Annotated in this window: 21 protein-coding genes; 6 read left to right on the forward strand and 15 right to left on the reverse strand. The window is 63.7% G+C overall.

What is annotated here, in order from left to right:
* Positions 1-97: 97 nt before the first annotated feature.
* Positions 98-454 carry a hypothetical protein gene (locus E3T43_RS16195; RefSeq protein WP_134442818.1) on the reverse strand — a complete coding sequence of 119 codons (357 nt, stop codon included), beginning with the start codon at positions 452-454 and terminating at the stop codon, positions 98-100.
* Positions 357-1,631 carry an FtsK/SpoIIIE domain-containing protein gene (locus E3T43_RS16200; protein WP_166791357.1) on the reverse strand — a complete coding sequence of 425 codons (1,275 nt, stop codon included), beginning with the start codon at positions 1,629-1,631 and terminating at the stop codon, positions 357-359. Before E3T43_RS16200 ends, E3T43_RS16195 begins: the two co-directional genes overlap by 98 nt.
* Here E3T43_RS16200 and E3T43_RS16205 point away from each other — a divergent pair.
* Together E3T43_RS16205 and E3T43_RS16210 are read left to right on the forward strand one after the other, a co-directional pair.
* Positions 1,617-2,510, forward strand: a complete 894-nt coding sequence (locus E3T43_RS16205; protein ID WP_166791358.1) for a PAS domain-containing protein — start codon at positions 1,617-1,619, stop codon at positions 2,508-2,510. The two genes, E3T43_RS16200 and E3T43_RS16205, sit on opposite strands and share 15 nt — an antisense overlap.
* Positions 2,507-2,866 carry an EAL domain-containing protein gene (locus E3T43_RS16210; RefSeq protein ID WP_166791359.1) on the forward strand — a complete coding sequence of 120 codons (360 nt, stop codon included), beginning with the start codon at positions 2,507-2,509 and terminating at the stop codon, positions 2,864-2,866. The genes E3T43_RS16205 and E3T43_RS16210 overlap by 4 nt, the downstream gene beginning before the upstream one ends.
* A 10-nt stretch (positions 2,867-2,876) precedes the next feature.
* On the opposite strand, the gene E3T43_RS16215 is transcribed toward E3T43_RS16210, so the two are convergent.
* The 12 genes from E3T43_RS16215 to rpoB all read right to left on the reverse strand — a co-directional run bounded on the left by E3T43_RS16215 (position 2,877) and on the right by rpoB (position 20,417).
* Positions 2,877-3,617, reverse strand: coding sequence for a type 4a pilus biogenesis protein PilO (locus E3T43_RS16215; protein WP_134473167.1), 741 nt, complete (start codon positions 3,615-3,617; stop codon positions 2,877-2,879).
* A gap of 2 nt (positions 3,618-3,619) precedes the next feature.
* Complete coding sequence (locus tag E3T43_RS16220) at positions 3,620-4,285, reverse strand: hypothetical protein (RefSeq protein ID WP_134442823.1); 666 nt, start codon at positions 4,283-4,285, stop codon at positions 3,620-3,622.
* Positions 4,282-5,328 carry a type IV pilus assembly protein PilM gene (pilM, locus tag E3T43_RS16225; RefSeq protein WP_134473168.1) on the reverse strand — a complete coding sequence of 349 codons (1,047 nt, stop codon included), beginning with the start codon at positions 5,326-5,328 and terminating at the stop codon, positions 4,282-4,284. The genes E3T43_RS16220 and pilM overlap by 4 nt, the downstream gene beginning before the upstream one ends.
* 49 nt (positions 5,329-5,377) lie before the next feature.
* On the reverse strand, positions 5,378-6,796 hold the full coding sequence (locus E3T43_RS16230; protein WP_104131539.1) for a hypothetical protein: 1,419 nt from the start codon (positions 6,794-6,796) through the stop codon (positions 5,378-5,380).
* On the reverse strand, positions 6,787-7,356 hold the full coding sequence (locus E3T43_RS16235) for a hypothetical protein (protein ID WP_134473169.1): 570 nt from the start codon (positions 7,354-7,356) through the stop codon (positions 6,787-6,789). Before E3T43_RS16235 ends, E3T43_RS16230 begins: the two co-directional genes overlap by 10 nt.
* A gap of 1 nt (position 7,357) precedes the next feature.
* Positions 7,358-7,774, reverse strand: a complete 417-nt coding sequence (locus tag E3T43_RS16240) for a hypothetical protein (protein WP_134473170.1) — start codon at positions 7,772-7,774, stop codon at positions 7,358-7,360.
* A gap of 140 nt (positions 7,775-7,914) precedes the next feature.
* Complete coding sequence (locus E3T43_RS19590; protein WP_134442828.1) at positions 7,915-8,322, reverse strand: type IV pilin protein; 408 nt, start codon at positions 8,320-8,322, stop codon at positions 7,915-7,917.
* 121 nt (positions 8,323-8,443) lie between these two features.
* Positions 8,444-9,673 carry a type II secretion system F family protein gene (locus tag E3T43_RS16250; RefSeq protein ID WP_104131535.1) on the reverse strand — a complete coding sequence of 410 codons (1,230 nt, stop codon included), beginning with the start codon at positions 9,671-9,673 and terminating at the stop codon, positions 8,444-8,446.
* Positions 9,674-9,677: 4 nt separating this feature from the next.
* Positions 9,678-11,033 (reverse strand): type IV pilus twitching motility protein PilT, encoded by a 1,356-nt coding sequence (locus E3T43_RS16255; protein ID WP_304999043.1) that lies wholly within the window; start codon positions 11,031-11,033, stop codon positions 9,678-9,680.
* Between the two features lie 19 nt (positions 11,034-11,052).
* Positions 11,053-12,723, reverse strand: a complete 1,671-nt coding sequence (locus tag E3T43_RS16260) for a GspE/PulE family protein (protein ID WP_134442829.1) — start codon at positions 12,721-12,723, stop codon at positions 11,053-11,055.
* A 236-nt stretch (positions 12,724-12,959) separates the two neighbouring features.
* On the reverse strand, positions 12,960-16,883 hold the full coding sequence (locus tag E3T43_RS16265) for a DNA-directed RNA polymerase subunit beta' (protein WP_134473171.1): 3,924 nt from the start codon (positions 16,881-16,883) through the stop codon (positions 12,960-12,962).
* Between the two features lie 42 nt (positions 16,884-16,925).
* A complete protein-coding gene (rpoB, locus tag E3T43_RS16270; RefSeq protein ID WP_092451980.1) occupies positions 16,926-20,417 on the reverse strand; it encodes a DNA-directed RNA polymerase subunit beta in 3,492 nt (1,163 codons plus the stop codon).
* A gap of 339 nt (positions 20,418-20,756) precedes the next feature.
* Here rpoB and E3T43_RS16275 point away from each other — a divergent pair, with 339 nt between their 5' ends.
* From E3T43_RS16275 to E3T43_RS16290, 4 genes are all read left to right on the forward strand, one after another.
* Positions 20,757-21,641 (forward strand): spermidine synthase, encoded by an 885-nt coding sequence (locus E3T43_RS16275; RefSeq protein WP_134442832.1) that lies wholly within the window; start codon positions 20,757-20,759, stop codon positions 21,639-21,641.
* A gap of 202 nt (positions 21,642-21,843) precedes the next feature.
* Positions 21,844-22,263 (forward strand): hypothetical protein, encoded by a 420-nt coding sequence (locus tag E3T43_RS16280; protein WP_241979042.1) that lies wholly within the window; start codon positions 21,844-21,846, stop codon positions 22,261-22,263.
* 103 nt (positions 22,264-22,366) lie between these two features.
* Entirely contained in the window at positions 22,367-23,533 is a 1,167-nt protein-coding gene (locus E3T43_RS16285) for a sorbosone dehydrogenase family protein (RefSeq protein WP_134473172.1), read from the forward strand.
* A gap of 64 nt (positions 23,534-23,597) precedes the next feature.
* Entirely contained in the window at positions 23,598-24,110 is a 513-nt protein-coding gene (locus tag E3T43_RS16290) for a SprT-like domain-containing protein (protein WP_134473173.1), read from the forward strand.
* 60 nt (positions 24,111-24,170) lie between these two features.
* On the opposite strand, the gene E3T43_RS16295 is transcribed toward E3T43_RS16290, so the two are convergent.
* Positions 24,171-25,436 (reverse strand): hypothetical protein, encoded by a 1,266-nt coding sequence (locus tag E3T43_RS16295; protein WP_134473174.1) that lies wholly within the window; start codon positions 25,434-25,436, stop codon positions 24,171-24,173.
* Positions 25,437-25,444 lie beyond the last annotated feature (8 nt).

Raw genomic sequence — 25,444 nt, forward strand, 5'->3', positions numbered from 1 at the left:
AGTCCCCGGAGGGGGAGGAGGAGAAGGAGTGGCGAGGGATGATTGTCAATACTGATGGTCAATACAGCATCCAAAAACCCCGGGAAGGCAATTGCCGCTATTCCACGAGCGGAAGCTGCACCCGCAGAACTTTGCCGCCGGCCACCATCATGCCGCGGCCGGGCGGAAATTCGGCCCGGTTCAGTCGCGGCAGCGGAGTGTTGAGCAGAATGTCGCCCTGGATGGTGTCGGGCTGCAGCAGCAGGCCGCGCCTGGAATACTTCATCTCGGCGAACACTGGCCAGGACGAGTTCCACGACGCGGTTTCACCATCGGCGACCAGAAAATGGTCACTGCGCATGACCTGTTTGATGAGCTCAACCAGCGCGGCATCGGCCGGGGTCTGCAGAAAGTCCGCGAGGTTTTCGACGACGAGCGCCATGCGCGGGCTGGCCAGGTCGGCGGTAAAAGCCACGTGGACGCCCAGCTGACGACCATCCGAGAGGATGCTGCGGAACACGTCGTACCAGTTCGACCGGCCACTCGCGACCTCCCAGTCTTCCCGAAAGGCCGCGAACCCGTCGATGAGCAGCAGAATGCGCGGCTCGTTGGGGCGGCTCGTTGGGGCGGCTCGCCAGCGCGCGGTACTCGGCGATCGTTGACGCGGTGGCCTCGACAAAGCGGTTGCCGCGCGCTTCAAGTTCGGCCTTGAGCAGTCCGAACAGGCGATTGATGCGTTCAATGTCGCCGCCGCCGCCGATCATGCTGCCCACGTGCGGCAGCGGTTCGAGCCTGCGGAGGCTGCCGGCGGCGAAGTCGAGGCCATAAACCGCGACGGGCCCGCCGGCGCTCGTGCGACCGGCCGCGATCGCCAGGGTGCGCAGGGTGCGCAGGGTGCGCAGGGTGCGCAGGGTGCGCAGGGTGCGCAGGGTGCGCAGGGTGCGCAGGGAGACGCTCTCCAGATCATGGCCGCGCAGGGTGACCATCGACACCGAGCGCGGCAGGTCGCTCGAGTCAGCGATGAGCGCACCGGCGTCGATGACCGGGGCCAGGCGGCGCGCGAAGTGCAGGGCCGTGGCGGAGTCGACCGACTCGACCGCGACATCCGTTATGGTCTCACCGGGGAAGGACCAGTGCTCGGGCCGTCGGGTCCACCTGAGCGGTCCGCGCTCGAGCGACTCCGTCAGCGCTTCGACGGTCGACGGCGATTCGCCGAGTCGGGCCTGCTGCTCCAGCGTGCGTTCGGTGAGCAGCTGCGCGCTCAAGGCTGCCAGACGGGTGTCGAACCGGCCGATCGAGCGCTTGACCAGACGTTGGTCCTTCGAGCGGTTCATGAAGAAGTTGCCGATGAGCATCATCGGGCTCATCAGCACGAACAGCAGCGCCGCCGGGCGGTCGAAAATGAGCCACATGCTCACACCGAGCAGCACCGGCGCCACCATGGCCAGCCAGGGAAACGGCTGGTCGTCCTTCTCGGTCGGCACCTCGGGCGGTGCGAATTCCTGACCGGCGTAGCGCCCTTCCACCCGCGGCGAGCGGTTGAAGTAGACCGGACCGTCGCGGTGTTCGCACTCGACAGGTTCGCCGCCATGGACCCGCAAACCTTTATTTGCCCGATCGTTTTGGGTCCATTCCTGATGCTTCACCGCCATCCGGACAGCCCCGTCGGCCTGCTCACGGATCGCGGAAGCACCGAAACCCTGTTGCGCTGGGCCATCCCCTTCTTCGTCAGCGGGCCGATCGTGCTCGTGCTCGGGCAGCTGTGGGGACAGCAGGCGAACCTGTACGACATTAACGTCGGTGTTGCGCTCCTCCTTATGACCATGACGATTCTCGGCTGCGGAATGAGCTGGGCCGCGGCAGTGCGGCTGCGCGACCTTGATCGACTCCGCGATTGTTCCGCTGACGACCTAACGCAATCAAACGCGACAGAGCGAACCGGCGAATTGGCTAACACCGCCACGCAGCTCTACGCGCTCGTGCGACTCGCCCCCGTTGGCATCGTCGAGCTCGACGCCAGCGGCGGTCTGCTGACGGCGAACGACCAATGGCACGCGCTCAGTGGCCTGCGACTTGACCAGTCCCTGGGTTCGGGCTGGGCGGTCACCATCCATCCCGACGACGTGGAGCGGTTGACGGCCGAGCGGGCCGTGCGCGTAGCCGAGCAGGAAGCATCCGCTACCCATGCCCGGTTTGAGGCGGCTTTCGAGTCGTCTCCCCTGGGAACGGCCATTGCGACCCTCAACGGTTACGTCGTGGAGGGTCACAATGGCTGTTCGAGCTGGCCGGGCCGGCCCACGGAGTGCTCGACCGGCCCATCGAGAATATTTTCAAGCCGGGCAAGTCAGCGGATCACGGTGCAAACGTCAGCCCGTCGGCTGACCAGTACACGCACCAGCGCTCAGAGCGGGCGCTGCGTGGCATCGGCTAGAACTGTGTCAACGTCAGCGTCGCCGAGATCCACGAGCATACCCGGGTCACCGGCCTGTTCTACCAAGCCTCCCTCGCGGCAACGACCCTCAACCAGGTGACCGTCAACGTCAACGTGTCGGCCCGTCAGTTCACCCGCGACGATTTTGGTGCCGCGGTGCGGCAAGCCCTGCAGGTATGGGGGCTTTCGCCAGCGCAACGCTGCCTGGAACTGACCGAAAGCGCACTGCTCGATGCCATTGGCCCGGCCGCCGCGACGTTTGCCGAGCTACGACAGCTCGGGGTGCGCCTCGCCGACGTGGTGCACCTCGACGTTATCGCCGAGGGGATCGAGACGGCCGGTCAACGCGACCTGCTCCGCGAGATGGGCTGCCACTACGGCCAGGGCTACTACCTCTCGCGGCCCAGCCCGCCCTGGTTTCGCCCGACTGAGAGCGGCGAATTGGGGTTGGGGTAGGGAAATCCCATTATTGGGCTGTCTGCGTCTCCGTGTTCGGATCGAGGAGAACGTAGACAAGGGCGGTAATCGTGCCCGTGACCGTGCCGCTCACTACCGCGACGTCGACGGTCGGCACCGTGGAGAGGGCGTTGATCAGGACGAGCCTCCGGCCGTGCTGAATGCCCGAAACGAAATCGAGCACACTGTCGTATCGACCGGTAACGGTGATGCTGAGCGGGATGGCAATGAAATTCGCCGGAGTGAGGCGGGGGTCAACCCCTGCGGCTGGAACCGCGCCGGCAGCAGTCGCCGCCTCGGTGGCAGCGTCGGCAGCTTCGCTCGGCGCCGGACTCGGTGTTGCCTCCGAGGTAGGCGCCGACGGGGGCGCCGCTGCTGTGGGTGCCGCCACGACGAGCAACGCCGGGTCAAATGCCTGCGCGTCGTTCTGCCTGAACGCGGAGATCACGACCTGGCTGCCCGCGGCGATCGCATTGAACTCGTCAATCAGCGCTGGAATCTCGGCAGAGCTGGGAACGGCCAGTTGAATTGCGGACAGGTCATCCGTGAGCTCGTCGATGTTCTCGAACTGCTTCTTGAGGGCAAGCACCTGTAGCTCATAAGCGGCATTTTGCGCCAGCGTCGTGTCACGATCGGCCTCCGCCAACCGAACCTCGCTCAGTTTGGGCGAAATCCCGAGAAGCCACCCGAGGCCCACGATAGCGCCGATCACCAGCAGGGCGCCGATCACCCAGAGCCTGTTCTTGTCCATGATCACTTCCCCTCCGCAGTGGCGAAGCGTCCCGAAAACGCGCCCTCATTGACGTGCAGCACGAAGTCAACGGTGTAGAGACCGGTATCCGTCCGGGTGATCGCGGCCGGCAGGGAATCCGCATAGCCGGGCAGCGTCGACATGCGCTCCAGCCACGCCGGCACGCTCGTGGCATCGGGGCTCGTGAAAAGTATCCTGATCGTCGCCACCCGGGCGTTCAGCAGGGGAGACGCCGCCTGCTCGTAGGGAACCAGGGGCGATGCTGAGTCGATCGAGAGCGTGTCAACGGTCACGGTGCTCGGCACGAGTGCCAGCACCTGGGCGAGGTAGGCCTTCCAATCAATTTCAGTGGATGCTCCGAATTGCCGCGCGACCAGTGTTGTGTCGAGAGCGGCCTGCACCTTCTGAACCTCGGAATACTTCGATTGGCTGGCCAGCAGCTCCGTGGTGCGTTCCCGCGCAGCGGCAAGTTCGGCCTGGCTCTGCAGGGCGTACCAGCTGGATGCTCCGACCCCCGCCCCAACGAGTACCAGCACCGCCAGCAAGACGCCTCCGAGGCGTCGCCGGGTAGCCTTGACCTTCTTGAGCAGACGAACTTCGGGCGGAAGCAGGTCCATGCGGGGTTCCGCCCCGAGAACGAGTTCATCCGTCGGCTTCTTGCTGGTCATGCTGTGCTCCCCAGTGCGAGGCCGAGTGCCACGGTGAAGGCACCATTCGTGAGCTGCAGGGCTGCGGGATCTATGCCTCTGGCGAGCGCAACCGACGCGAACGGATCTGCCGGCAGGATGGGCAATCGAGTCAGCGCACTGAGCGCCTGCGCGAATCCGTCCAGCTGGGAGCCACCTCCCAAGAGCACAATTCCAGTCACGGGGATGTGCGGCCTGGTGTGTGAAAAGTAGTTGACGGTATTGCGGAGGCTGTTGAGCAGGTCGCTCGTCGCCTCGGCAATGATGGTCGCCTCGACAGCGTGGTTCGTCGTGGATGCCTCGGCAAGTCCGTGCTCGCGTTTCACTAATTCTGCTGTGGGCGCGTCGACGGACAAGCCCAGCACCAGTGCCTGGGTGAGGTCTCCCCCGCCCGCTGGGATGAGCCGCACAAACTGCGGAACTCCGGCGAGCGTGATCACAATGCTCGTGGTTGCCTGACCGACATCGATGAGGGCAACCGCGCCGTCGAACGTTGTCCCCCGACACACGGCTCGGCTGACCGCGAAGGGGATGAGGTCGACTTCGACTGCGGTCAGGCCGGCCAGTTGCACAGCGGCGATATTGCCCTGCACCCCCTCCTTGACCGCAACGATCAACAGGCCGTTGATCTCGGGGCCGTTCTCACCCGCACTCTCGTTGATCGCGTAGAAATCGAGCAGGGCCTCCGCTACGGGTACGGGCAACATGTCTGCAACGAGGAAGGGCAGGGTTTCGCGGATGCGTTTCATACTCGTCTTGGGCACCGCGAGGTCTCGCGCGAGCGCGCGATGATTACCGATTCCGAGCACCACATTCTTGCTCTTAAAACCGCCCGCCGACCACAGGGTCTTCAGCGCGGCCGCTACGGTATTTGGCTCAGCGACCTCTCCGCGGTTCACTGCTCCCGCCGGCAGCGCAATCTGGTGGTAGCGCATGAGCACGGGACGGGCCTTGTCGGCGTCGCGCACCTCCACGCCGCGCAAGCCGGACGTGCCGATATCGATTCCGACGACGCTGTCCGTCATGGCTGGGCTCCTGTGCCTATTGCTGCCGCGTGTATCGCTGCCGTGTGCATCAGTCGGCCACTTCCCTGTTCGACACGACCGATCCCGGTTGCGGGTTTGTGATGGTGGGTGTCGCGCTGCCGGTTTCGAGGTCCACTCCCGGCAGACCGAGCGGCACAAAGGTGAAGGTGGGGTTGTTCTTGGCCGAGCTGTAGTTTCCCGCGATCACTTGCCCGCGCCAGCTGAAGCCATTGGCACCGTCGAAGGCGCACGGCGTGTAGAGCAGCGCCTCGACCGGACTGTTGATCGAGAAACCGTTCTTCACGGTGAAGTTTCCCTGTGTTGGCGCCGTGCAGGTGGGTTGTTCGTTGGAAAGCTGATCCGGCGTGATGAACCAGATCTTGTGCACGGCACTCGTCGACGAGGAAAACTGCAGCGCGTTGACCCCGGAGAAATCGAACTTGTTCGCGAAAATCACCACATCGCTGGTGAGCGTGACGGTGGTGTTGTGGGACGCCGTCGGTCCCAGCGCACAGTCGAGCGCATTGATGATAACCGGCTTGCCCGCACTGGTTCCGCCGAGGTTTCCGTTGGGCAGGGCGCAGGCGCCCAGGGTTCTCACCTCATAGGGTGTGCCGGTGGAATCCACCCAGGCGGCGGGGGCGTACGCCACCTCTGTCCACGGCGGCACCTCGGGAATGATCGCGGAGTGAGTGTACGTGCCGCCGACGCGAGTCCCGGGCGGGTTGGGACTCACTGTGCCAGCCGTCAGGTTGTCGCTGATCCTCCCCGAGCCGAGAGTCGCCGCGCCCGACACCCAGGCAGTCCCGTTAACCGTGCATGATCCCGTGAACGTCAGGTTTCCCGTCACGAGAACACTCCCGTTGATCACGGTGTTGTTCTTCGCGCAATCAAAGTTGCCGTTTTTGACCATGAGACCGGCCCCAGGTGATTCCGTCAAATCGAAGCTCGAGTTGGACTCCACAGTGCCGCCCCGATACAGGTAGAGCGCAACGCCGCTCGGCTCGATCCCGGGCACGAGGTACTTCAGGATCGCCTCGACCTTCGTCACGTTGCCTTCCGTGGCACCGTTGACGCCCGCAGTTTGGGCCGTTCCGAGCGAGGTGATCCGCACCTCGGTTGCCGTCACGGGCGGACACCCCGCAATCCAGGTGCTGCCCCCGAAATACTCGATTTTCGCGCTGTACCGGGGAGCCACCGCAGAAGCGTAAGTTCCCGGAACGGCTTGCCCGGCGCAGTTGCCGACGACGTAGAGACCCTGGCGTGCCGCCGCAACGCCAGCATCCGCTGCCGCACCGGACTGAACCCCGGACCGAGTAGACGAACTCACTCCATAGGCGCCCACAACAGCGGCCGTGATGAGCGAGGCGAACAGCAAACCAACCGCCATCACACCCAGCACGGAGGCCAGCGCAGCCCCGCGCTCCGGACAGCCGCGCAGCGAGGCGACGCCGCGATCTAGAAACATGTCAGGCCCCCCGATGCTCCGGCCCGACTGGTTGCGGAGCTTGAGATCACGACCGACGGGTGGTCACCGGCGAGGCTCGCGAAATTCACGGTGAGCTGCTGTCCGCTTGCAGAAAAAATATTCGTCCCAGCTACGGGTGCGATCCCTTCCTGCACGAGCGTCCAATCCTGGAGTTCAATCGGCGTGGGCAGGAGAATGGCAACACTGGATCGCTTGGAATAGATGCTGCCATTGCCGGCCGCCGAGTAATACCAAGCGACGCAATGCCACGACAAGGTTGAGTCTCGATTCACGGTGCGGGCGACGAGGAATTGGTCGGTACCCGCCGGGGTCGTCAAGAGAAAATCGGTGGAATTGCGCACGTTGGTCTCGATTGAATCCGCCACCACTTGCCCCGATGTGGTCGCAGCCGTCACGGTTTGCACGCGCTCGGTTGCGGTCAGACCGCTGACGAACAGTCCGGCGACGACGGCGACGACGACGATCAGCAGACTGCTGTAGACGATCAGTTCGACGAGCGTGTAGCCCCGCTCCGGATCGTCGTCTTGTTCGAGGAACATGTCATTTCACCGCCACAAAAATCAAGGTCTTGGCCGACGCCAGCACGACACCGGTATCGGTTCGCACGACCGTGACAGCCATGGGAGCCGTTATCGGGTACGAAGACGCCGAGGCAGGACAGGCACCGCCGACCGTCCGAGCTACCTGAAGAGTCACGCCACGCGGATCGACCACGGAGAAGGTGGCTGCGGTCAGGGCGGTGCAGGTGGTTTGGGCCCGCGCGTTCTCCATCTCCTTGTTCAGGAGTTGGGTGGCCGCCGCGAGCGTTCCGTTAGCCGCTGACTGAGTGACGCCCTGCACCAGGAACGGCAACAGGGCCACGGCCAGTAGCCCGAGCAGGAACATGGAGACTGCAATCTCGATGAGGCCGAAACCCGCTTCCGTTGCCCGGGGAGTCTCCCGCTGGCGGTCGTTCATGGCCCCTCCTTTGGAACGACGTTTCAGAGATCGGAGAATGAAACGGTGGGGCGTCGCGTTCGCGATGCCCCACCGTTCTTGGCGCCCCCACCGTACTCAACTTCGGCCGGGGCAACAGCTCGGCGGCACTCCGTTGCACCCTAGGGGGCGCAAGCACCTGCGACGACACCACCGGCATTGGTGATGCTGAAGATCTTGGTTGAGGCGCTCGTAGCCTGGATACAGAAGTTCGTGCCGCCGACCGGGATGGAGACGCTCGCGGGAATTGTCGGGGTAAAGCCATAAGGGGTGAGCGCGCCAATGGTCGTAGTTCCGGCGGGAGTGTCGATCAACAAACTCACGTAGGCAACTTTGGCATTGCCAAGGTCTGATTTGGCGGCGGAATCCTTGGCCTGGTTCTGCTGGCTCAGAAAGATCGGAATGGCGATTGCGGCCAGAATTCCGATGATGATGACTACCACGAGGAGTTCGATGAGGGTGAACCCGTGGTCTTCTTTGTTCAGGGCTGCTCGCTTGCGGGCAAGTGGTCCGGTAAGGCTGTTGATCATGATGGGTCCTTCTCTGAGCACTGGCGAGGAAGGCCTTCGCAAGCTTGATTTGAGCCTACGTGGATTGCGCAAAAAAAAGTAAAAAATCTGAATTATCAATCCCCAGTTCAGGGGCGAAATGTCACTTGATATATTCAAAAATTGAAAACATGGGCATGTACAGCGCCACGATCATGCCGCCGATCACAATTCCGATGAACGCGATCATCAGCGGCTCGATCAGTGCCGTCAACTGTTCGGCCGTGGACTGCACTTCCTGGTCGTAAAAGTCCGCGATCTTTCCGAGCATGGTCTGCAGGGCTCCGGCATCTTCGCCTACCGCGATCATCTGCACGACCATAGGGGGAAAAACCGGTTCCAGCGAGAGCGGCCCCGCGATCGACATGCCCTGCCGCACGGACTCCTGAACCTTACGGAGCGCCGATTCCACCACCCAGTTGCCGGAGGTTTCCCCCACGATATTCAGCGACTGCAGAATGGGCACGCCGGCGCCGATCATGGTCGAGAAGTTGCGACTGAAGCGTGCGATCGCGAGCTTGGTCATGAGCGGCCCGAAAACAGGCACCTTGAGCTTGATCGGGTCAATAATTTTGCGCACGGTCTCGGTGTTTTTGTTCTTGCGCCACCACACCGAAAAGACGATTCCCCCCACGACGAGTAGCGGCAGCAGCCACACCATGACTTGGGAGAGCACGACGAGAATCTGGGTCGGGAGGGGAAGCTGGCCACCGAACCCGGCGAACATCTTCTCGAACACCGGCACGATGAAGGTGAGCATGCCGACAACGGCCACGACCGCCATAACGAGCACGATCGTGGGGTAGGCCATCGCCGACTTAATCGTGTCGCGCAGCTTGCCCTCCGATTCAAAGTTTTCTGCTACCGAGTTGAGGGAATTTTCAAGGAATCCACCGGTCTCTCCCGCCCTGATCAGATTGATCATGATGGGAGGGAACACGTTCGCGTGTTTGATCATGGCTTCCGACAGGGAGACGCCCGTTTCCACATCGTTACGAACGCTCGTGAGGATCTTTGCGAGTTCCTTGTTCTCGGTCTGCATCGACAAGATATTGAGCGTGCGCAACAGGGAAAGCCCGGCGGAGGTCATGGTGGCCATCTGGCGGCTCATCACGGCAAGGTCTTTGAGCCCCGGATGCTTGGCGAACCCGGGAATACTGATCTCTCGACTCAGTCCGGTGCCAACCACGACCTCGGCGACGGAGATCGGGGAGACTCCCATGTTGCGCAAGCGAGTCATGGCGACGCTCTCCGAGGCGGCATCGATTCGCCCCTTCACGACCTTTCCGGCAGCGTTACGCCCCTTGTAGGCATACGCGAGGGTGGTGGGCATGGCGCTACTTCTTTCGGGGTGAGAACGAGTCGCCGAAGTCGATTCCCCCGGCCGACATGGTCGTATCGAGCGAACTGCTGCCGCCACCGGAATGCGCGATGAGCTGAGCCAGGCCCTCGAAGTCCTGGGCTTTTTCTTCCGCGGACTGCCGGGTAATGCTGCCGGCATTGACGAGGGCGGCCAGGTGCTGGTCCATCGTGTGCATACCGAGCGCCCGCCCCGCCTGCATGGCAGAGGAGATCTGGTAGGTCTTGCCCTCTCGAATGAGGTTTGCGATGGCTGAGGTCGCCACGAGCACCTCCGTGGCCACCACGCGACCACCACCGACCTTTTTTACGAGGGTCTGGCAGATGACTCCCTGCAGGGTGGCCGCGAGCTGGGCCCGCACCTGTCCTTGCTGATAGGGCGGGAAGACGTCGATCACCCGGTCGATGGTCTGCGCGGCGTCCTGTGTGTGCAGCGTTGCAAACACCAGGTGTCCCGTCTCGGCCGCCGTCAGGGCGACCGACACGGTTTCCAGGTCACGCAGTTCTCCGATCAGGATCACGTCTGGGTCCTGCCTCAGTACATGCTTGAGCGCGGCGGCGAAGCTGTGCGTGTCGTGACCGACTTCGCGCTGATTCACGAGCGACTTTTGGTGCCGGTGCAGAAACTCGATCGGGTCTTCGACCGTGACGATGTGGTCGGCACGCGTGCGATTGACGAGGTCGATCAGGGCGGCGAGCGTCGTGGATTTGCCGGATCCAGTCGGTCCGGTCACGAGCACGAGTCCGCGCGGCAACTGAGCGAATTTCGCGACGGACTCGGGCACCCCAAGTTCGGACAGCTGCTTGATTTCCCGCGGAATGAGGCGGAAGGCCCCTCCCACCGAATTGCGCTGCTGGTAGTAATTCACCCGAAATCTCGCGCCGCCCGCCGTGAAGGCGAAGTCGAGTTCAAGCTCCCGTTCGAACTCTTCGCGCTGCGTTGGCGTCAGCAGGCTGAAGAGCGCGGACGTCACCTTGTCCCGCAACCACTTTGTAGAGCCTGCGACCGGGCGTAGCCCGCCGTCGACGCGAATGCACGGCTGCGCCCCCACCGTGATGTGAAGGTCGGAGGCATTGAGGTCGAGCACGGTCATGAGCGCGTTCAGGAGATCCGGATCGGGTTCCTGCCCTGCTACCCCGCGCGTGAGCGCGGCGGAATCACCGGCGTCAACAAAGACTCCCTCGGTGGACACGATCGGAGCGGTCAGGTAGTCCGGCTCGGCCAAGCCAGCGGGACCAGGGGTGCCAGCGGACTGATCGGCATCCGCTCGGCTCATTGCCGTTGGACCAAAGCCGGGAGCCGCCACCGGAATCTCATAGATCGGATTATTCATGCTGCCAGTCCTTTACGTTCTAAGCCACCACTCGGAGAATTTCCTCAATCGACGTGAGGCCCAGCAACACCTTGGCCCAACCGTCTTCTCGCAGGGTGATCATGCCCTGCTCTTTCGCCTCTCTTAAGATCTCCGCGCTCGATGCACGGCCCACCGTGAGTCGTTCGATCTCTTCGGACACCGTCATGACCTCGTGAACGGCAATGCGCCCCCGGTACCCCGTCTTGGAACAACTGGCACAGCCGACGGGCCGGAAGATCACCGGTGCCGGCAAATCAGGATCGACGGCGAAGTTCAGCAACACCAGCTCTTCCACCTCGCGGTTGTCGGGCAGCTTGCAGCGGTCACACAGCCTGCGCGCGAGCCGCTGGGCGACGACACAATCCAGTGCGGAACCGACAAGGAACGGCTCAATGCCCATCTCGGTGAGCCGCGTGATCGCACTCGGCGCACTATTGGTATGCAGGGTCGATAACACGAGGTGGCCGGTGAGTGCCGCCTCGATCGCGATAAGCGCGGTCTCGTGGTCCCGGATCTCACCGATCAGAACGACGTCGGGGTCGGAGCGCAGGATGGACCGCAGCGCACTGGCGAAGGTGAGCCCGGCTTTTGGGTTCACCTGCACCTGGTTGATGCCCTCCATCCGGTATTCGACCGGGTCTTCGACGGTGATCACGTTGATCTCGGTGCGGGCGACAGAATTCAGGGTCGTGTACAGCGTGGTGGACTTGCCTGAACCGGTCGGCCCGGTCACGAGGATCATGCCGTAGGGCTTGGAGTATGCCGTCTTATAGGCGTTGAAGTTTCCCTCGAGCAAGTTAAGGTCGCGCAGGCTCAGCTTGGTGCTGGAGTTGTCGAGAATTCGCATGACGATCTTCTCGCCCCAGACCGTGGGGAGCGTGGCAACCCGCAGGTCGATCTTGCGGCCGCCGTGGCTCACGGACATGCGTCCGTCCTGCGGTTTGCGGCGCTCCGAGATATCAATGTCGCTCATGATCTTGAGCCGGGAGATAACACCGTTCTGAATGCTTTTGGGTGCACGCTGCATCGCGTGCAGCACTCCGTCGATGCGGTACCGCACGCCGAGGCTGTGCTCTGCGGGTTCGATGTGGATATCCGATGCCCGGTCCTGGATGGCCTGGCTGACGAGCAGGTTGACGAAACGAACAATTGGGGCGTCATCATCGAGGGAATCCGAGACACCGAACGCGGCGGACTCCGTGGGCGCGTTCTCCTCCTCGAGGGTCGTCGTCAGATTGGTGAGCTCGTCGTCGGCCCGGTGGTAACGGCCAATGGCGGCAAGCAAATCCGCACGTTCCGCGACGACCTGCTTGACCTGCATCCGTGAAGCATCACGCACATCGTCGAGGGCAAAGACGTTACCGGGGTCGACCATCGCGAGTAGGAGACGGCCCTCGATAATCGCGATCGGCAGCACGTCATGGCGTCGGCAGATCGACGGCGTGACGAGCGCAACCGCCAAGCGATCAACGGGGTAATCAAGAAGTTCAACGAACGGCAGGTTGGCCTGCTCGGCCCGCGCCTTGGCGAACTGCAGCTCGGTGATGACGCCGCGCTCGACCAGCGCCCGGACCGCGCTCTCATCTGCCGGGTCCCCGGCCATGAGCGTGTCAAGCACTTCGATAGGGAGCAGCCCGTGGAGAATCAGAATTTCGGTCAAGGTTGCCACACGGACCTCCCCCGAAGTGGTTACTTTTAGTCTAGAACCCGAGTATACGTCCCCGCCCCGGAATCCCGTTACGTTGCAGGTAGCCTCCTTCTTCCTGTTCGGCGCCCGGGCCCGGAGTCACACGGTGGACTTGGTGGCGCTGCGGCCAGCCCACTGCATCCACTTGTCTGGTCTTGCACCTTAACGACGGATGGCCCCTGCCGAAGCAGGGGCCATCCGTTGAGAGCTACCGGATACTAGTTGTACGTACCAGGAGTGAGGTCATCCGACGAGAAGCTGTCGAAGTCGACGAAGCTCAGGTCACCCTCGTTGAACGTGGCATCTTCGGTGAAGATGCGGTTCGGGTAACGCTCAGCCTTGGCTTCTTCCGTTGCCTCGACGGTGACGTCGCGGTAACGAGGAAGGCCGGTGCCGGCGGGGATCAACTTACCGATGATGACGTTCTCCTTGAGACCCATCAGCGGGTCGCTCTTGCCTTCCATGGCCGCCTGGGTCAGAACCCGGGTGGTCTCCTGGAAGGAAGCGGCCGACAGCCAGGACTCCGTCGCGAGGGAAGCCTTGGTGATACCCATGACCTCCTGGCGAGCGGATGCCGTCTTCTTGCCCTCGGTCAGCGCGGTGCGGTTGAGGTCGTTGTACTTCAACCGGTCAACGAGCTCGCCCGGGAGCAGTCCGGTGTCGCCGTGTTCGACGACGGTCACCTTGCGAAGCATCTGACGAACGATGACCTCGATGTGCTTGTCGTGAATCGGTACACCCTGCGAACGGTAGACCTCCTGCACACCGGAGACGAGGTGCTTCTGCACCGCGCGAACACCCTTGACGCGAAGAACTTCCTTCGGGTCGACGGCACCGATGATGATCTGCTGCCCCAGCTCAACGTGCTGGCCATCCTCAACGAGGAGGGTTGAACGCTTGAGCACCGGGTAGGCGATTGCTTCGTCGCCACTGTCGGGGGTCAGGATGACCTTGCGGCCCTTGTCCGAATCCTCGATGGTGATGCGTCCGGCGGAGTCGACGATGGGCGACGCACCCTTGGGGGTACGCGCTTCGAACAGCTCCTGAACACGCGGCAGACCCTGGGTGATGTCGTCAGCGGATGCCGACCCACCCGTGTGGAAGGTACGCATGGTCAGCTGGGTGCCGGGCTCACCGATGGACTGTGCGGCGATGATACCGACGGCCTCACCGATGTCGACGAGCTGGCCCGTGGCGAGCGACCGGCCGTAGCAGACAGCACAGACACCGACGGCAGACTCACAGGTCAGCACGGAACGCACCTTGATGGTTTCGACACCACCGGCGATGAGCTTCGCGATGAGCACGTCTCCGACGTCGTCTCCGGCGTCGGCGATGACCTCACCGGCAGCGTTGACCGCGGCTGCGGCCAGGCTGCGAGCGTAGACCGCGTTCTCGACGTTGAAGTCGACCAGGAGGCCGCCGTCTTCGCCCCGCAGGAGCGCACCGGTCGTTGCATCGGTTCCGGCGATGGGCAGGTCAAGGCCCTTCGTCGTTCCACAGTTGTCTTCACGGATGATGACGTCCTGCGAGACGTCCACCAGACGACGGGTGAGGTACCCCGAGTCGGCGGTACGCAGAGCCGTGTCGGCCAGACCCTTACGAGCACCGTGAGTAGCAATAAAGTACTCGGCGACGGACAGGCCTTCGCGGTAGCTCGAGATGATCGGGCGAGGGATGATCTCACCCTTCGGGTTGTTCACGAGGCCTCGCATGCCGGCGATGTTACGCACCTGCAGCCAGTTACCACGAGCACCAGAGGTCACCATGCGGTTGATGGTGTTGTCGGCCGGGAAGTTCGCCTGCATCGCTGCGGCGACATCTTCCGTGGCACGAGTCCAGATCTGGATGAGCTCCTGGCGACGCTCGAGGTCGGTCGTCAGACCCTTGTCGAACTGGCCCTGAACCTTGGCAGCCTGCTTCTCGTAGCCAGCGACGATCTCCTTCTTGTTCGGAGGCGTCAGAATGTCGCTGAGCGCTACGGTCACACCGCTTCGGGTTGCCCAGTAGAAACCGGCATCCTTGATCCGGTCTAGGGTTGCAGCAACCTCAACCTTGACGTACCGCTCCGCGAGGTCGTTGACAATGGTCGACATGGTGACCTTGTTGGCAACGTCTTCGAAGTACGGGTAGTCGGCCGGAAGCGCCTCGTTGAAGATGGCGCGACCGAGGCTCGTGGTGACGAGAACGGTGCCGACAGCCTGACCGTTGACGAGCTCGACGCCTTCGGGCTGGGTGCCCTCGGTGAAGTACTTGTCGGTCAAGCGGATGCGCACCTTGGCGTTCAGGTCGAGCGTCTTCTGGTCGAACGCGAGAATCGCCTCTGACACGGTGGAGAATGCGCGGCCTTCTCCGACCACACCTTCCTTCATCGTGGTGAGGTGGTGCAGACCGATGATCATGTCCTGGGTGGGCAGGGTCACCGGGCGACCGTCGGACGGCTTGAGGATGTTGTTCGAGGCGAGCATCAGGATGCGAGCCTCGGCCTGGGCCTCAACCGACAGCGGCAGGTGCACGGCCATCTGGTCGCCGTCGAAGTCGGCGTTGAACGCCGCGCAAACGAGCGGGTGCAGCTGGATTGCCTTACCTTCAACGAGCTGAGGCTCGAAGGCCTGGATGCCAAGGCGGTGCAGGGTGGGTGCACGGTTGAGCATGACGGGGCGCTCGCGGATGATCTCCTCGAGCACGTCCCAGACCTGCGGACGCGAACGCTCGACCATGCGCTTGGCAGCCTTGATGTTCTGAGCGTGGCTCAGGTCGATCAGGCGCTTGATCACGAACGGCTTGAACAGCTCGAGTGCCATCTGCTTGGGCAGACCACACTGGTGCAGCTTGAGCTGCGGGCCGACCACGATGACCGAACGGCCGGAGTAGTCCACGCGCTTGCCGAGCAGGTTCTGGCGGAAACGACCCTGCTTTCCCTTGAGCATGTCGCTCAGGGACTTCAGGGCACGGTTACCGGTTCCGGTGACCGGGCGACCACGGCGACCGTTGTCGAACAGTGCGTCGACGGCCTCCTGCAGCATCCGCTTCTCGTTGTTGACAATGATCTCCGGAGCACCGAGGTCAAGCAGACGACGCAGGCGGTTGTTGCGGTTGATCACACGACGGTAGAGGTCGTTGAGGTCGCTGGTCGCGAAGCGGCCACCGTCGAGCTGCACCATCGGGCGGAGTTCCGGCGGGAGCACTGGAACGACGTCGAGCACCATTCCGGCCGGCGAGTTGCCGGTCATGATGAACGCGTTGACCACGCGCAGACGCTTAATGGCGCGGATCTTCTTCTGACCCTTGCCCTCAGCGATCTGCAGGTGCAGGTTTTCGCTCTCGGTGACCAGGTCGAAGGCCTCAAGGCGCTTCTTGATGGCTTCGGCGCCCATGTAGGCCTCGAAGTACATGCCGAAACGGTCCTGGAGCTCGTGGAAGACGGAGTCTTCCGGCTTCAGGTCGCCGACCTTGAGGGTGCGGAAGTCTTCCCACACGCGCTCGAGGTGAGCAACCTGCTCGTCCAGAGACTTGCGAATCTGGCCCATTTCCTTTTCGGCGGCGTCCTTGGTGCGCTTCTTCTGGTCGCTCTTGGCGCCTTCGGCCTCCAGTGCTGCGAGGTCGGTTTCAAGGCGCTGTAGGCGATCGGCGATGCGCGAGTCGCGGCTGGACTCAATGGTCTTCAGTTCGAGACGCAGCTCGTTCTCGAGTCCGGGCATGTCCTGGTGGCGACCGTCTTCGTCCACCGTGATGACCATGTAGGCGGCGAAGTAGATGACCTTTTCGAGGTCCTTCGGAGCCATGTCCAGCAGGTAACCGAGGCGCGAGGGCACACCCTTGAAGTACCAGATGTGCGTGACCGGGGCAGCGAGTTCGATGTGGCCCATGCGCTCACGGCGCACCGACGACTTCGTGACCTCTACACCGCAACGCTCGCAGACGATGCCTTTGAAGCGAACACGCTTGTACTTGCCACATGAGCATTCCCAGTCCCGTGAGGGTCCGAAGATCTGCTCGCCGAACAGGCCGTCTTTTTCCGGCTTGAGCGTGCGGTAGTTGATAGTTTCGGGCTTCTTGACCTCACCGTGCGACCAACGACGGATGTCGTCTGCGGTAGCCAGGCCAATACGAAGCTCGTCAAATGTTGTTACGTCGAGCAATTTCTCTCCTTGGAAAGTTTTCGAAGTTTCTTTGGACCGGGCTTAGATGTCGTCGATGGACGACGACTCAAACCGGGTGGAAATGTTGATGCCGAGTTCTTCCGCAGCACGGAACACCTCGTCATCCGTGTCGCGCAGGCTGACTGCGGTGCCATCGGCCGAAAGTACTTCGACGTTCAAGCAGAGCGACTGCATTTCCTTGATAAGAACCTTGAAGCTCTCGGGAATGCCGGGTTCCTGGATGTTCTCACCCTTGACGATGGCCTCGTACACCTTGACGCGGCCGAGGATATCGTCGCTCTTGATGGTCAGGAGTTCCTGCAGGGCGTAAGCGGCTCCATATGCTTCGAGCGCCCACACCTCCATCTCACCGAAACGCTGTCCACCGAACTGCGCCTTACCACCCAGCGGCTGCTGCGTGATCATGGAGTACGGGCCGGTCGAGCGAGCGTGGATCTTGTCGTCGACGAGGTGGTGGAGCTTCAGGATGTACATGTATCCAACGGACACCGGCATCGGGAACGGTTCGCCGGAGCGGCCGTCGAAGAGCTGGGTCTTGCCCGAGGAACCGATGAGGCGTTCGCCGTCGCGGGTCAGGGTCGTGGAGTCCAGAAGACCCTCGATCTCGATCTCGAGCGCACCGTCGAATACCGGGGTGGCGACCTTCGTGCCGGGTGCGGCGCTGAAGGCGTGCTCCGGAAGACGAGCAGCCCACTTCGGCTTGCCCTCGACGTTCCAGCCCTGCTTCGCAATCCAGCCGAGGTGGGTTTCGAGCACCTGGCCGAAGTTCATGCGACCGGGGATACCGAGCGGGTTGAGGATGATGTCAACCGGGGTTCCGTCGGCGAGGAACGGCATGTCCTCGATCGGCAGAATGCGGGAGATAACACCCTTGTTGCCGTGACGGCCGGCGAGCTTGTCACCCTCGGTGATCTTGCGCTTCTGGGCGATGAACACGACCACGCGCTGGTTGACGCCGCTGCCAAGCTCGTCGTCGCCGTCCTGCGAGTCGAATACCTTGACACCGATGATGGTGCCGCGCTCACCGTGGGGAACCTTCAAGCTCGTGTCGCGAACTTCGCGGCTCTTCTCGTTGAAGATGGCGCGCAGCAGGCGCTCCTCGGCAGACAGCTCAGTCTCGCCCTTGGGCGTGACCTTGCCGACGAGGATATCGCCGGGGCGAACCTCGGCTCCGATGCGAATGATGCCACGCTCGTCGAGGTCGGCGAGGAAGTCCGGCGACACGTTGGGAAGGTCGCGAGTGATCTCTTCCTTACCCAGCTTGGTGTCGCGGGCATCCACTTCGTACTCTTCGATGTGAATCGAGGAGAGGGTGTCGTCCTTGACCAGGTTCTGGCTCAGGATGATCGCGTCCTCGAAGTTGTAGCCTTCCCACGGCATGAATGCCACGAGCAGGTTCTTTCCGAGGGCGAGTTCTCCCTGGTCGGTGGCGGGTCCGTCGGCGATAACCTCGCCGGCTTCGATCCGCTCACCGGCGTTGACGATCACGCGGTGGTTGAAGCTCGTGCCCTGGTTGGAGCGGCTGAACTTGCGCAGGTAGTAGTCCTGCGTGCCGCCCTCATCGAGCTGGATGGTGACGACATCAGCCGACACCTCGGAGACCACACCGGGCTTCAGCGCGGTGAGCACGTCACCGGCGTCGATGGCCGTGTAGACCTCCATGCCGGTTCCGACGAGCGGGCTGTCGCTGAGCAGCAGCGGCACCGCCTGACGCTGCATGTTGGCACCCATGAGTGCGCGGTTTGCATCGTCGTGCTCGAGGAACGGGATGAGGCTGGTCGCGACCGACACCATCTGGCGCGGCGAGACATCCATGTAGCCGATGTCTTCAGCGGGAACGAGGTCGACCTCGCCACCCTTCTTACGGGCGAGCACGCGGGCCTCGGCGAAGTGCGAGTCCTTGGTGAGCGGCGCGTTGGCCTGGGCGACGATGAAGTCGTCCTCTTCGCTCGCGGTGAGGTAGTCGATCGTCTCGGTGACCTTGTTGTTCAGCACCCGACGGTACGGCGTCTCAATGAAACCGAACGCATTGATCTGCGCGAACGAGGCGAGCGAACCGATCAGGCCGATGTTCGGGCCCTCAGGGGTCTCAATGGGGCACATGCGGCCGTAGTGCGAGGGGTGAACGTCTCGCACCTCGACGCCGGCGCGGTCACGGGACAGACCACCCGGGCCCAGCGCGGACAGGCGACGCTTGTGCGTCAGGCCTGCGAGCGGGTTGTTCTGGTCCATGAACTGCGACAACTGCGACGTACCGAAGAACTCCTTGATCGCGGCGACGACAGGGCGCACGTTGATCAGGGTCTGCGGGGTGATCGCTTCGATGTCCTGCGTGGTCATGCGCTCGCGAACAACGCGCTCCATGCGGGACAGGCCGGTGCGCACCTGGTTCTGGATGAGCTCGCCGACCGCACGGATACGACGGTTACCGAAGTGGTCGATGTCGTCGATGTCGATGTTGATGTCGGTCATCTTGCCGTCGCGCAGACCCGGAAGGGTGGTCTGGTTGTCGTGCAGGGCGACGAGGTACTTGATGGTGGCCAGGATGTCCGCCAGCGTCAGTACGGAGTCACTCAGCGGAGCTTCGAGGCCGAGCTTGCGGTTGATCTTGTAACGACCAACCTTGGCCAGGTCGTAGCGCTTGGAGTTGAAGAAGAAGTTGTCGAGGAGCGCACGCGCAGCCTCGGCGGCAACCTGCTCGCCGGGGCGAAGCTTGCGGTAGATGTCCTTGAGGGCTTCTTCCTTGGTGAGGATGTTGTCCTTCTCGAGGGTGAGCTCGATGGACGCGTAGCCCTTGAACTCTTCGAGGATCTGCTCGCTGGTGAGGCCGAGGGCCTTCAGGAACACGGTCACGGACTGCTTGCGCTTGCGGTCGATGCGCACGCCAACCTGGTCGCGCTTGTCGATCTCGAATTCAAGCCATGCACCACGGCTCGGGATGACACGGGCGGAGTAGATGTCCTTGTCAGACGTTTTCTCCTGCTCGCGGTTAAAATACACGCCCGGGGAGCGCACCAGCTGCGACACGACGACACGCTCGGTGCCGTTGATCACGAAGGTGCCCTTGGGGGTCATCAACGGGAAGTCACCCATGAACACGGTCTGAGTCTTGATCTCACCGGTGAGGTGGTTCATGAACTCAGCGTTCACGTAGAGGGGTGCGGAGTAGGTCTTACCCTTTTCCTTGCACTCGTCAATGGTGTACTTCTCCGGCTCGAGCTCCGGGTTGGTGAAGGACAGCTGCATCGTTTCGCCGAGGTCCTCGATGGGAGAGATCTCCTCGAAGATCTCATCGAGCCCGGTGCGATTCGGCAGGTCCTGGCGTCCGGCAGCCTGGGCTTCGGCGACGCGAGCCTTCCAGATGTCGTTGCCGACGAGCCAGTCGAAGCTCTCGGTCTGCAAAGCAAGCAGATCCGGAACGTTCAAGTGGTCGCTGATCTTTGCGAACGACAGACGCTCGTGCGAGCGGCCGTTCTTGGGTGAGTTGGTGGTTGCGTTGCGCGCAGCAGCCAAGGAAATAACCTCCGTGGACCCCGTCAGGTCTAGTTACTGTTATTGGTGATGACTCCGCAGACCCTCATAAGAGGTGTGCCTCAAGGTGGCTTGAACACGCAAAGCCGACCGCAATATGAAGGCATAGTTTGTCTGGGAGCGCAAGGATCAACTATATGCCCCCATTCGCGTCATGTCCACCTTATTGTTGCAAATCTGCAAACTCTCAGGTATAACACCCTCCGTCTTCTCGCGAGAGCGCAAAAAGTGCCCGTTTGACACCCTCAATCGGGCACTTTTTGCGCTCTCGCGAAGCGGATGCTGCGGCGCGGGCACGTGGAGAGGGCGCAGACTAGGGCCATGAGTACTGGGCGTAAGGGTGAGGTGACGGAGGGGCATCCGTCTGTCGTGTTGAAGTTGAGCGGACACACCGCGGTGATCGAACCCGACCGTTTCACCCCCGGCAGCTTTCAGCTCGTGGTCGACGGTACCCCGCAGTCGCACGTGAACATCGATCACCCGGATGAGCTGTTCTTCGAGTACATCCAGCGCATCGGGCACGTCATCGACCTGCTCGGCGACCCGCACGAGCCGATCACCGCCGTGCACCTCGGGGCCGGCGCGCTCACCCTGCCACGCTACGTCGAGGCTACCCGGCCGGGCTCGCGCCAGCAGGTGGTCGAGATCGAGAGCGATTTGATCGACCTGGTGCGGGAGGTGCTGCCGTGGGACAAACGCGCCCAGCTGCGCGTGCGCCATGGCGATGCCCGCGAGGTGCTCGGCAAGCTTCCCGCCGGGCTGCAAGGCGCCGTCGACCTCGTCGTGGTCGACATTTTCTCCGGGGCGCGCACCCCGAAGCACGTCACGAGCCGCGAGTTTTTCGCGCTCGCCGCCCCGCTGCTGTCGTCACGCGGCGTACTCGCCGTCAACGTAGCGGATGGCCCCGGCCTCGCGTTCGCGCGCGGCCAGGCCGCAACCCTCTCGGCGGTGTTTCCGCACGTGATCGGATTCGCCGAGACGCAGGTGCTCAAGGGGCGCCGGTTCGGCAACATCGTGTTCATCGCAGCGCACACGCCGATCGACCTCAACTGGATTCCGCGGCTGCTGGCCAACGGTCCGCACCCGGCAAAAGTGATCGAGGGAACCGAACTCAAGCAGTTCATGGCCGGTTCGCTCGTGGCGACCGACGAGACGTCGACGCAGTCGCCGCTGCCCGGCCGCACGGTCTTCCAGATCGGGCACTAGTCGGCGACCGGATGCCCGCGGGCGGCGGTACTCTGGGGGCACCCGTCATTTCTCCGCGCGGCCGCGTCCGCCTTCGTCATTACAGGAACACACCCTGAGTTTCATCATCGGTTACGACCCCATCACCCTGCGCGAAAAAGTAGACCTTCAGGCCGCCGGTGAGCGGCTTGAAGAACTCGGTACCCTGCGCAGCCTGGCCGCGTTGAACGAAAAGGTCGCTCTGCTGCGCCTCGTCGGCCGGCTCGATGAAGCCTGGGAAGTGGCCAACGAGGCCGTGCGCCAGTCGCGCTTCACCGGCAACCGGGAGCAGGCGGTGGCCAGTCGCATCCGTCGGGCGCAGGTCCTGCAATTTCAGGGCAAGCTCGTCGAGGCCGCGAGCGAGTTGACGCATTGCATACTCGACTCCGAGGTGCACGAGTGGAGCCGCCTCGCCGCCTATGCCCGCCAGCACCGCGGCAAGGTGTACTTCGACCAGGACAACCTCGAAGGCGCCCTCGCCGACTTCACCGCCGCCGTGTTTCTGCGCGAGAAAGACGGCGCCGACGCCGACGAACTCGACAGCTCGTTGCTGGCCGTTGCCGTCGTCGAGCAGCACATTGCTGCTCGCAGCGCCCAGGCCTGACCCCACCTGCAGTCCCGCCGCGAGTGAACGGGCCCGGGGTCAGCTACTGGCCGCCGCACGCGTTAAGCGGCATGCTGTGTTCACGACGAAGGCGAGGTGACCGGTGACCGATCCGACCGAGCGGCGGCTGCGGCGTGCGGTGGGCACGGCCGTGCTCGTGATTCTCACCCTGACCGCGTGCAGCGCTGCGGACCCGCGCGCCACTCCGACGACCACGACACCGGCCCAACCGACGCCGAGCGCAACGGATGCCGGTGCTGACCCGCTCTCACCGGTGCATCCGGTCGGCGAACCGGTCGTGATCGCGTCGGGGCTTCAGGCTCCGTGGTCGATTCTGCGACTGCCCGACGGCGCCACGCTCATCAGCGAACGCGACACCACCCGGCTTCGCGAGCTGCTCGCCGACGGCAGTCTGCGCGACGCCGGCACCGTCGCGGCGGCGCGCCCGAGCGGTGAGGGCGGGCTGCTCGGCCTCGCCTTTCTCGCCGACCGGGCGGCCCCGGGCGGCACTGGCTGGGTGTACGCCTACTACTCAACGGCGGCCGACAACCGCATCGAACGGATGCCATTGGCCGGCTCCCCCGGCAGCCACACCCTCGGGGCACCCACCCTCGTGCTCGACTCCATCCCCCGAGCCGGCAATCACAACGGTGGCCGCCTCGCGTTCGGCCCCGACGGACTGCTCTACGCCACGGTCGGGGACGCCGGAGACACCGTCCATTCCCAGGACCTGGACTCGCTCGGCGGCAAGATTTTGCGAATGACACCGACCGGTGCTGTGCCAGCGGACAACCCGTTCGGCACGCTGGTGTACTCATTCGGGCATCGGAATCCACAGGGCCTGGCCTGGGATTCGCGCGGCCAGCTGTGGGCGAGCGAGTTCGGGCAGAACACCTGGGACGAACTCAACCGCATCGTTCCCGGCGGCAACTACGGCTGGCCGCTGGTCGAGGGCCAGGCCGGCGACCCGGCATATCTCGACCCGGAACGTCAGTGGTCGACGGACGTAGCGAGCCCGAGCGGCATCGCCATCGTGAACGACACCATCTTCATGGCGAGCCTGCGCGGGCAACGGTTGTGGAGCATCCCGATTCTGAGCACATCCTCCACCGACACCCCCACCGAGTGGTTTGTCAACGGATACGGCCGGTTGCGCGACGTGGTGTCAGGGCCAGCTGGCACACTGTGGTTTGTGAGTAATAACACGGATGGCCGGGGTTCCCCGGCGGCTGAAGACGACCGGCTCCTGCAAGTGGCGGTGGCGCCCTGATGTCTTTCCCGACGTCTGATCTCGCTCAGACCCCCGCTTGCCTCGTGGAAACGGCGGCGCCCTGATGGCCGATCTCGCCCAGGTACGACGCTGGGCCGACGCGCTCATCGTGCTGCACCTCGACCCCAGCTGGACCTTCGGCTTCGACAACGCGAAAAAACGTGCCGGCCTGTGCAATTTCAGCGCGAAGCACATCACGGTGTCGCGCTACCTCGCCTCCCGCTATGCCGACGACGACGTGCACCAGATCCTGCTGCACGAATTCGCGCACGCCCTGGCCGGGCCGCGTGCCGGGCATGGTCCGCGCTGGAAGAAGGTGGCCTTCGACCTTGGCTACGACGGCAAGCGCACCCACGACGGCGAGATCGCCGACGAACTCGCCCCCTGGGTGGGCACCTGCCCCGCCGGACACACCCATTTTCGGTATCGGCAGCCCACCCGGCCGCTGGCCTGTGGGCTCTGCGCCCGCCGATTCGATCAGGCCCACGCCATCAGCTGGTTACGCCGCGAAATCACGCTGGCGATCCGGCGTCGGGCCGCGGCCTCGGCCGGCCCTCGGCTCCCGCCGGTCGACTGAGTTCAGCGCCCAGGGTCAGCGCCCAGACGTTCAGGGCGCACCAGGTCGGCGCGCACGCGTTCAGTGCACGTCGTAGCGGGCGAGGGCGTCGGCATCCGTGGCGTGCATCATCGCTCGACGAGCGGTATCCAGCGCGGTCACCGGGTCGGCCTCGGCCACGGCGAGCGCGAGCTGCCGTTCAGCCTCGGCCAAACGGGTGCGCGCGGCGGCCTGCACCCGACCGCGATGGGCGGACACGAAGTCGCGGGTGATCGTAATCTGGCTGCGGGCGGTGAGCAGCGCGCCGGCCAGGGCGGTGCGGGCGTTCTCGAGCCGCAACTGCCGATTGCGTGCCTCCGAACGGATGCTGTCCAACCCGTTCATCGCCGCCTCCAGCTTCACGACATCCGAGGATGGGTCGCTGAGCCTCCCGGGCTCCCGCAATTGCGCCTGCACGGCTGCCGCCGCGGTGATGACGAGGTTCAGGGACGCGCTCGTATCGGATTCTTCGTGACCGTCGCGCAGGGCTCGCGCCTGCGCGAGTTCCGAGCCGGCAGCATCCAGTGCCTGCTGCAAGTTCGCGAAACCGCGGTGCAGCAAGTCCTCGCCGGTTTCAATCGCGTCGAGCAGTTGTGTCGCCTGAAACAGGGAGTGCTCGGCGGACTGCAGCTGCTCCCCCACCGGTTCGGACGACGCGGCCTCGAGGCGCGCAGCGGCAGCATCGGCGGCGGCGGCGGCCAGGTCGAGTGCGGTCTGCGCCCGCAAAACGTTGCCGCTGATCGCAGCGAGCGCCGGCGGCGAATAACTCAAACCGAGCCGGGCGAGCGTGTTCGCTCCGCCGGTGACCCGGTCGGACACGCGATCGAGGCGTCGGCGCAGTTCGTCGAGTTGCTGCGGGGCGTTGCGTTCCACGCCGCGCCTGGCGGTGAAATTACGCGCCTGACCGGTCAGCCGGCCGGTGGCCTCGTCGGCGAGCTGGATGATCTGCTGGTTCCAGCGGGTGCGTTCGGCAGCGGTGTCCGGCACGGCGTCGTCGAGCTTTTGCTGCAGTGCGAAAGCATCACTGAGCTGGCGTTTCGACGTGCTGAGCGCCGTGGCGAATTCCCGCGTCGAAGACTCGCCGAACTGGGCGATGGCAAACCCGAGCTCGTCGGTCGCGTCTTGCACCAGATCGTCGGCGCGAACCAGACTGATCGCCGCGCTGCGGGCGAGAAGAGCCGCCTCAGCGTTCACCTGCCCGATCCGAGCCCGGGTGCGCCGCCGCGAGGCTGCCACCAGCGCCCAGACTCCGGCCAACACGAGGCCAATAACGATGACCGAGGGTACCCACCAGAGATCGCCATTCATAGCCGTGA

Origin of the sequence: Cryobacterium sp. Hh7 (assembly GCF_004403155.1) — a bacterium.
In the GTDB taxonomy this organism is placed as follows: domain Bacteria; phylum Actinomycetota; class Actinomycetes; order Actinomycetales; family Microbacteriaceae; genus Cryobacterium; species Cryobacterium levicorallinum.

Bases quoted from the DNA above. Each gene is read 5' to 3' on its own strand.
- E3T43_RS16205 (WP_166791358.1), top strand. From the start codon at position 1,617: ATGCTTCACCGCCATCCGGACAGCCCCGTCGGCCTGCTCACGGATCGC.
- E3T43_RS16200 (WP_166791357.1), bottom strand. From the start codon at position 1,631: ATGGCGGTGAAGCATCAGGAATGGACCCAAAACGATCGGGCAAATAAA.
- E3T43_RS16215 (WP_134473167.1), bottom strand. From the start codon at position 3,617: ATGGACAAGAACAGGCTCTGGGTGATCGGCGCCCTGCTGGTGATCGGC.
- E3T43_RS16220 (WP_134442823.1), bottom strand. From the start codon at position 4,285: ATGACCAGCAAGAAGCCGACGGATGAACTCGTTCTCGGGGCGGAACCC.
- pilM (WP_134473168.1), bottom strand. From the start codon at position 5,328: ATGACGGACAGCGTCGTCGGAATCGATATCGGCACGTCCGGCTTGCGC.
- E3T43_RS16230 (WP_104131539.1), bottom strand. From the start codon at position 6,796: ATGTTTCTAGATCGCGGCGTCGCCTCGCTGCGCGGCTGTCCGGAGCGC.
- E3T43_RS16235 (WP_134473169.1), bottom strand. From the start codon at position 7,356: ATGTTCCTCGAACAAGACGACGATCCGGAGCGGGGCTACACGCTCGTC.
- E3T43_RS16240 (WP_134473170.1), bottom strand. From the start codon at position 7,774: ATGAACGACCGCCAGCGGGAGACTCCCCGGGCAACGGAAGCGGGTTTC.
- E3T43_RS19590 (WP_134442828.1), bottom strand. From the start codon at position 8,322: ATGATCAACAGCCTTACCGGACCACTTGCCCGCAAGCGAGCAGCCCTG.
- E3T43_RS16250 (WP_104131535.1), bottom strand. From the start codon at position 9,673: ATGCCCACCACCCTCGCGTATGCCTACAAGGGGCGTAACGCTGCCGGA.
- E3T43_RS16255 (WP_304999043.1), bottom strand. From the start codon at position 11,033: ATGAATAATCCGATCTATGAGATTCCGGTGGCGGCTCCCGGCTTTGGT.
- E3T43_RS16275 (WP_134442832.1), top strand. From the start codon at position 20,757: ATGAGTACTGGGCGTAAGGGTGAGGTGACGGAGGGGCATCCGTCTGTC.
- E3T43_RS16290 (WP_134473173.1), top strand. From the start codon at position 23,598: ATGGCCGATCTCGCCCAGGTACGACGCTGGGCCGACGCGCTCATCGTG.
- E3T43_RS16295 (WP_134473174.1), bottom strand. From the start codon at position 25,436: ATGAATGGCGATCTCTGGTGGGTACCCTCGGTCATCGTTATTGGCCTC.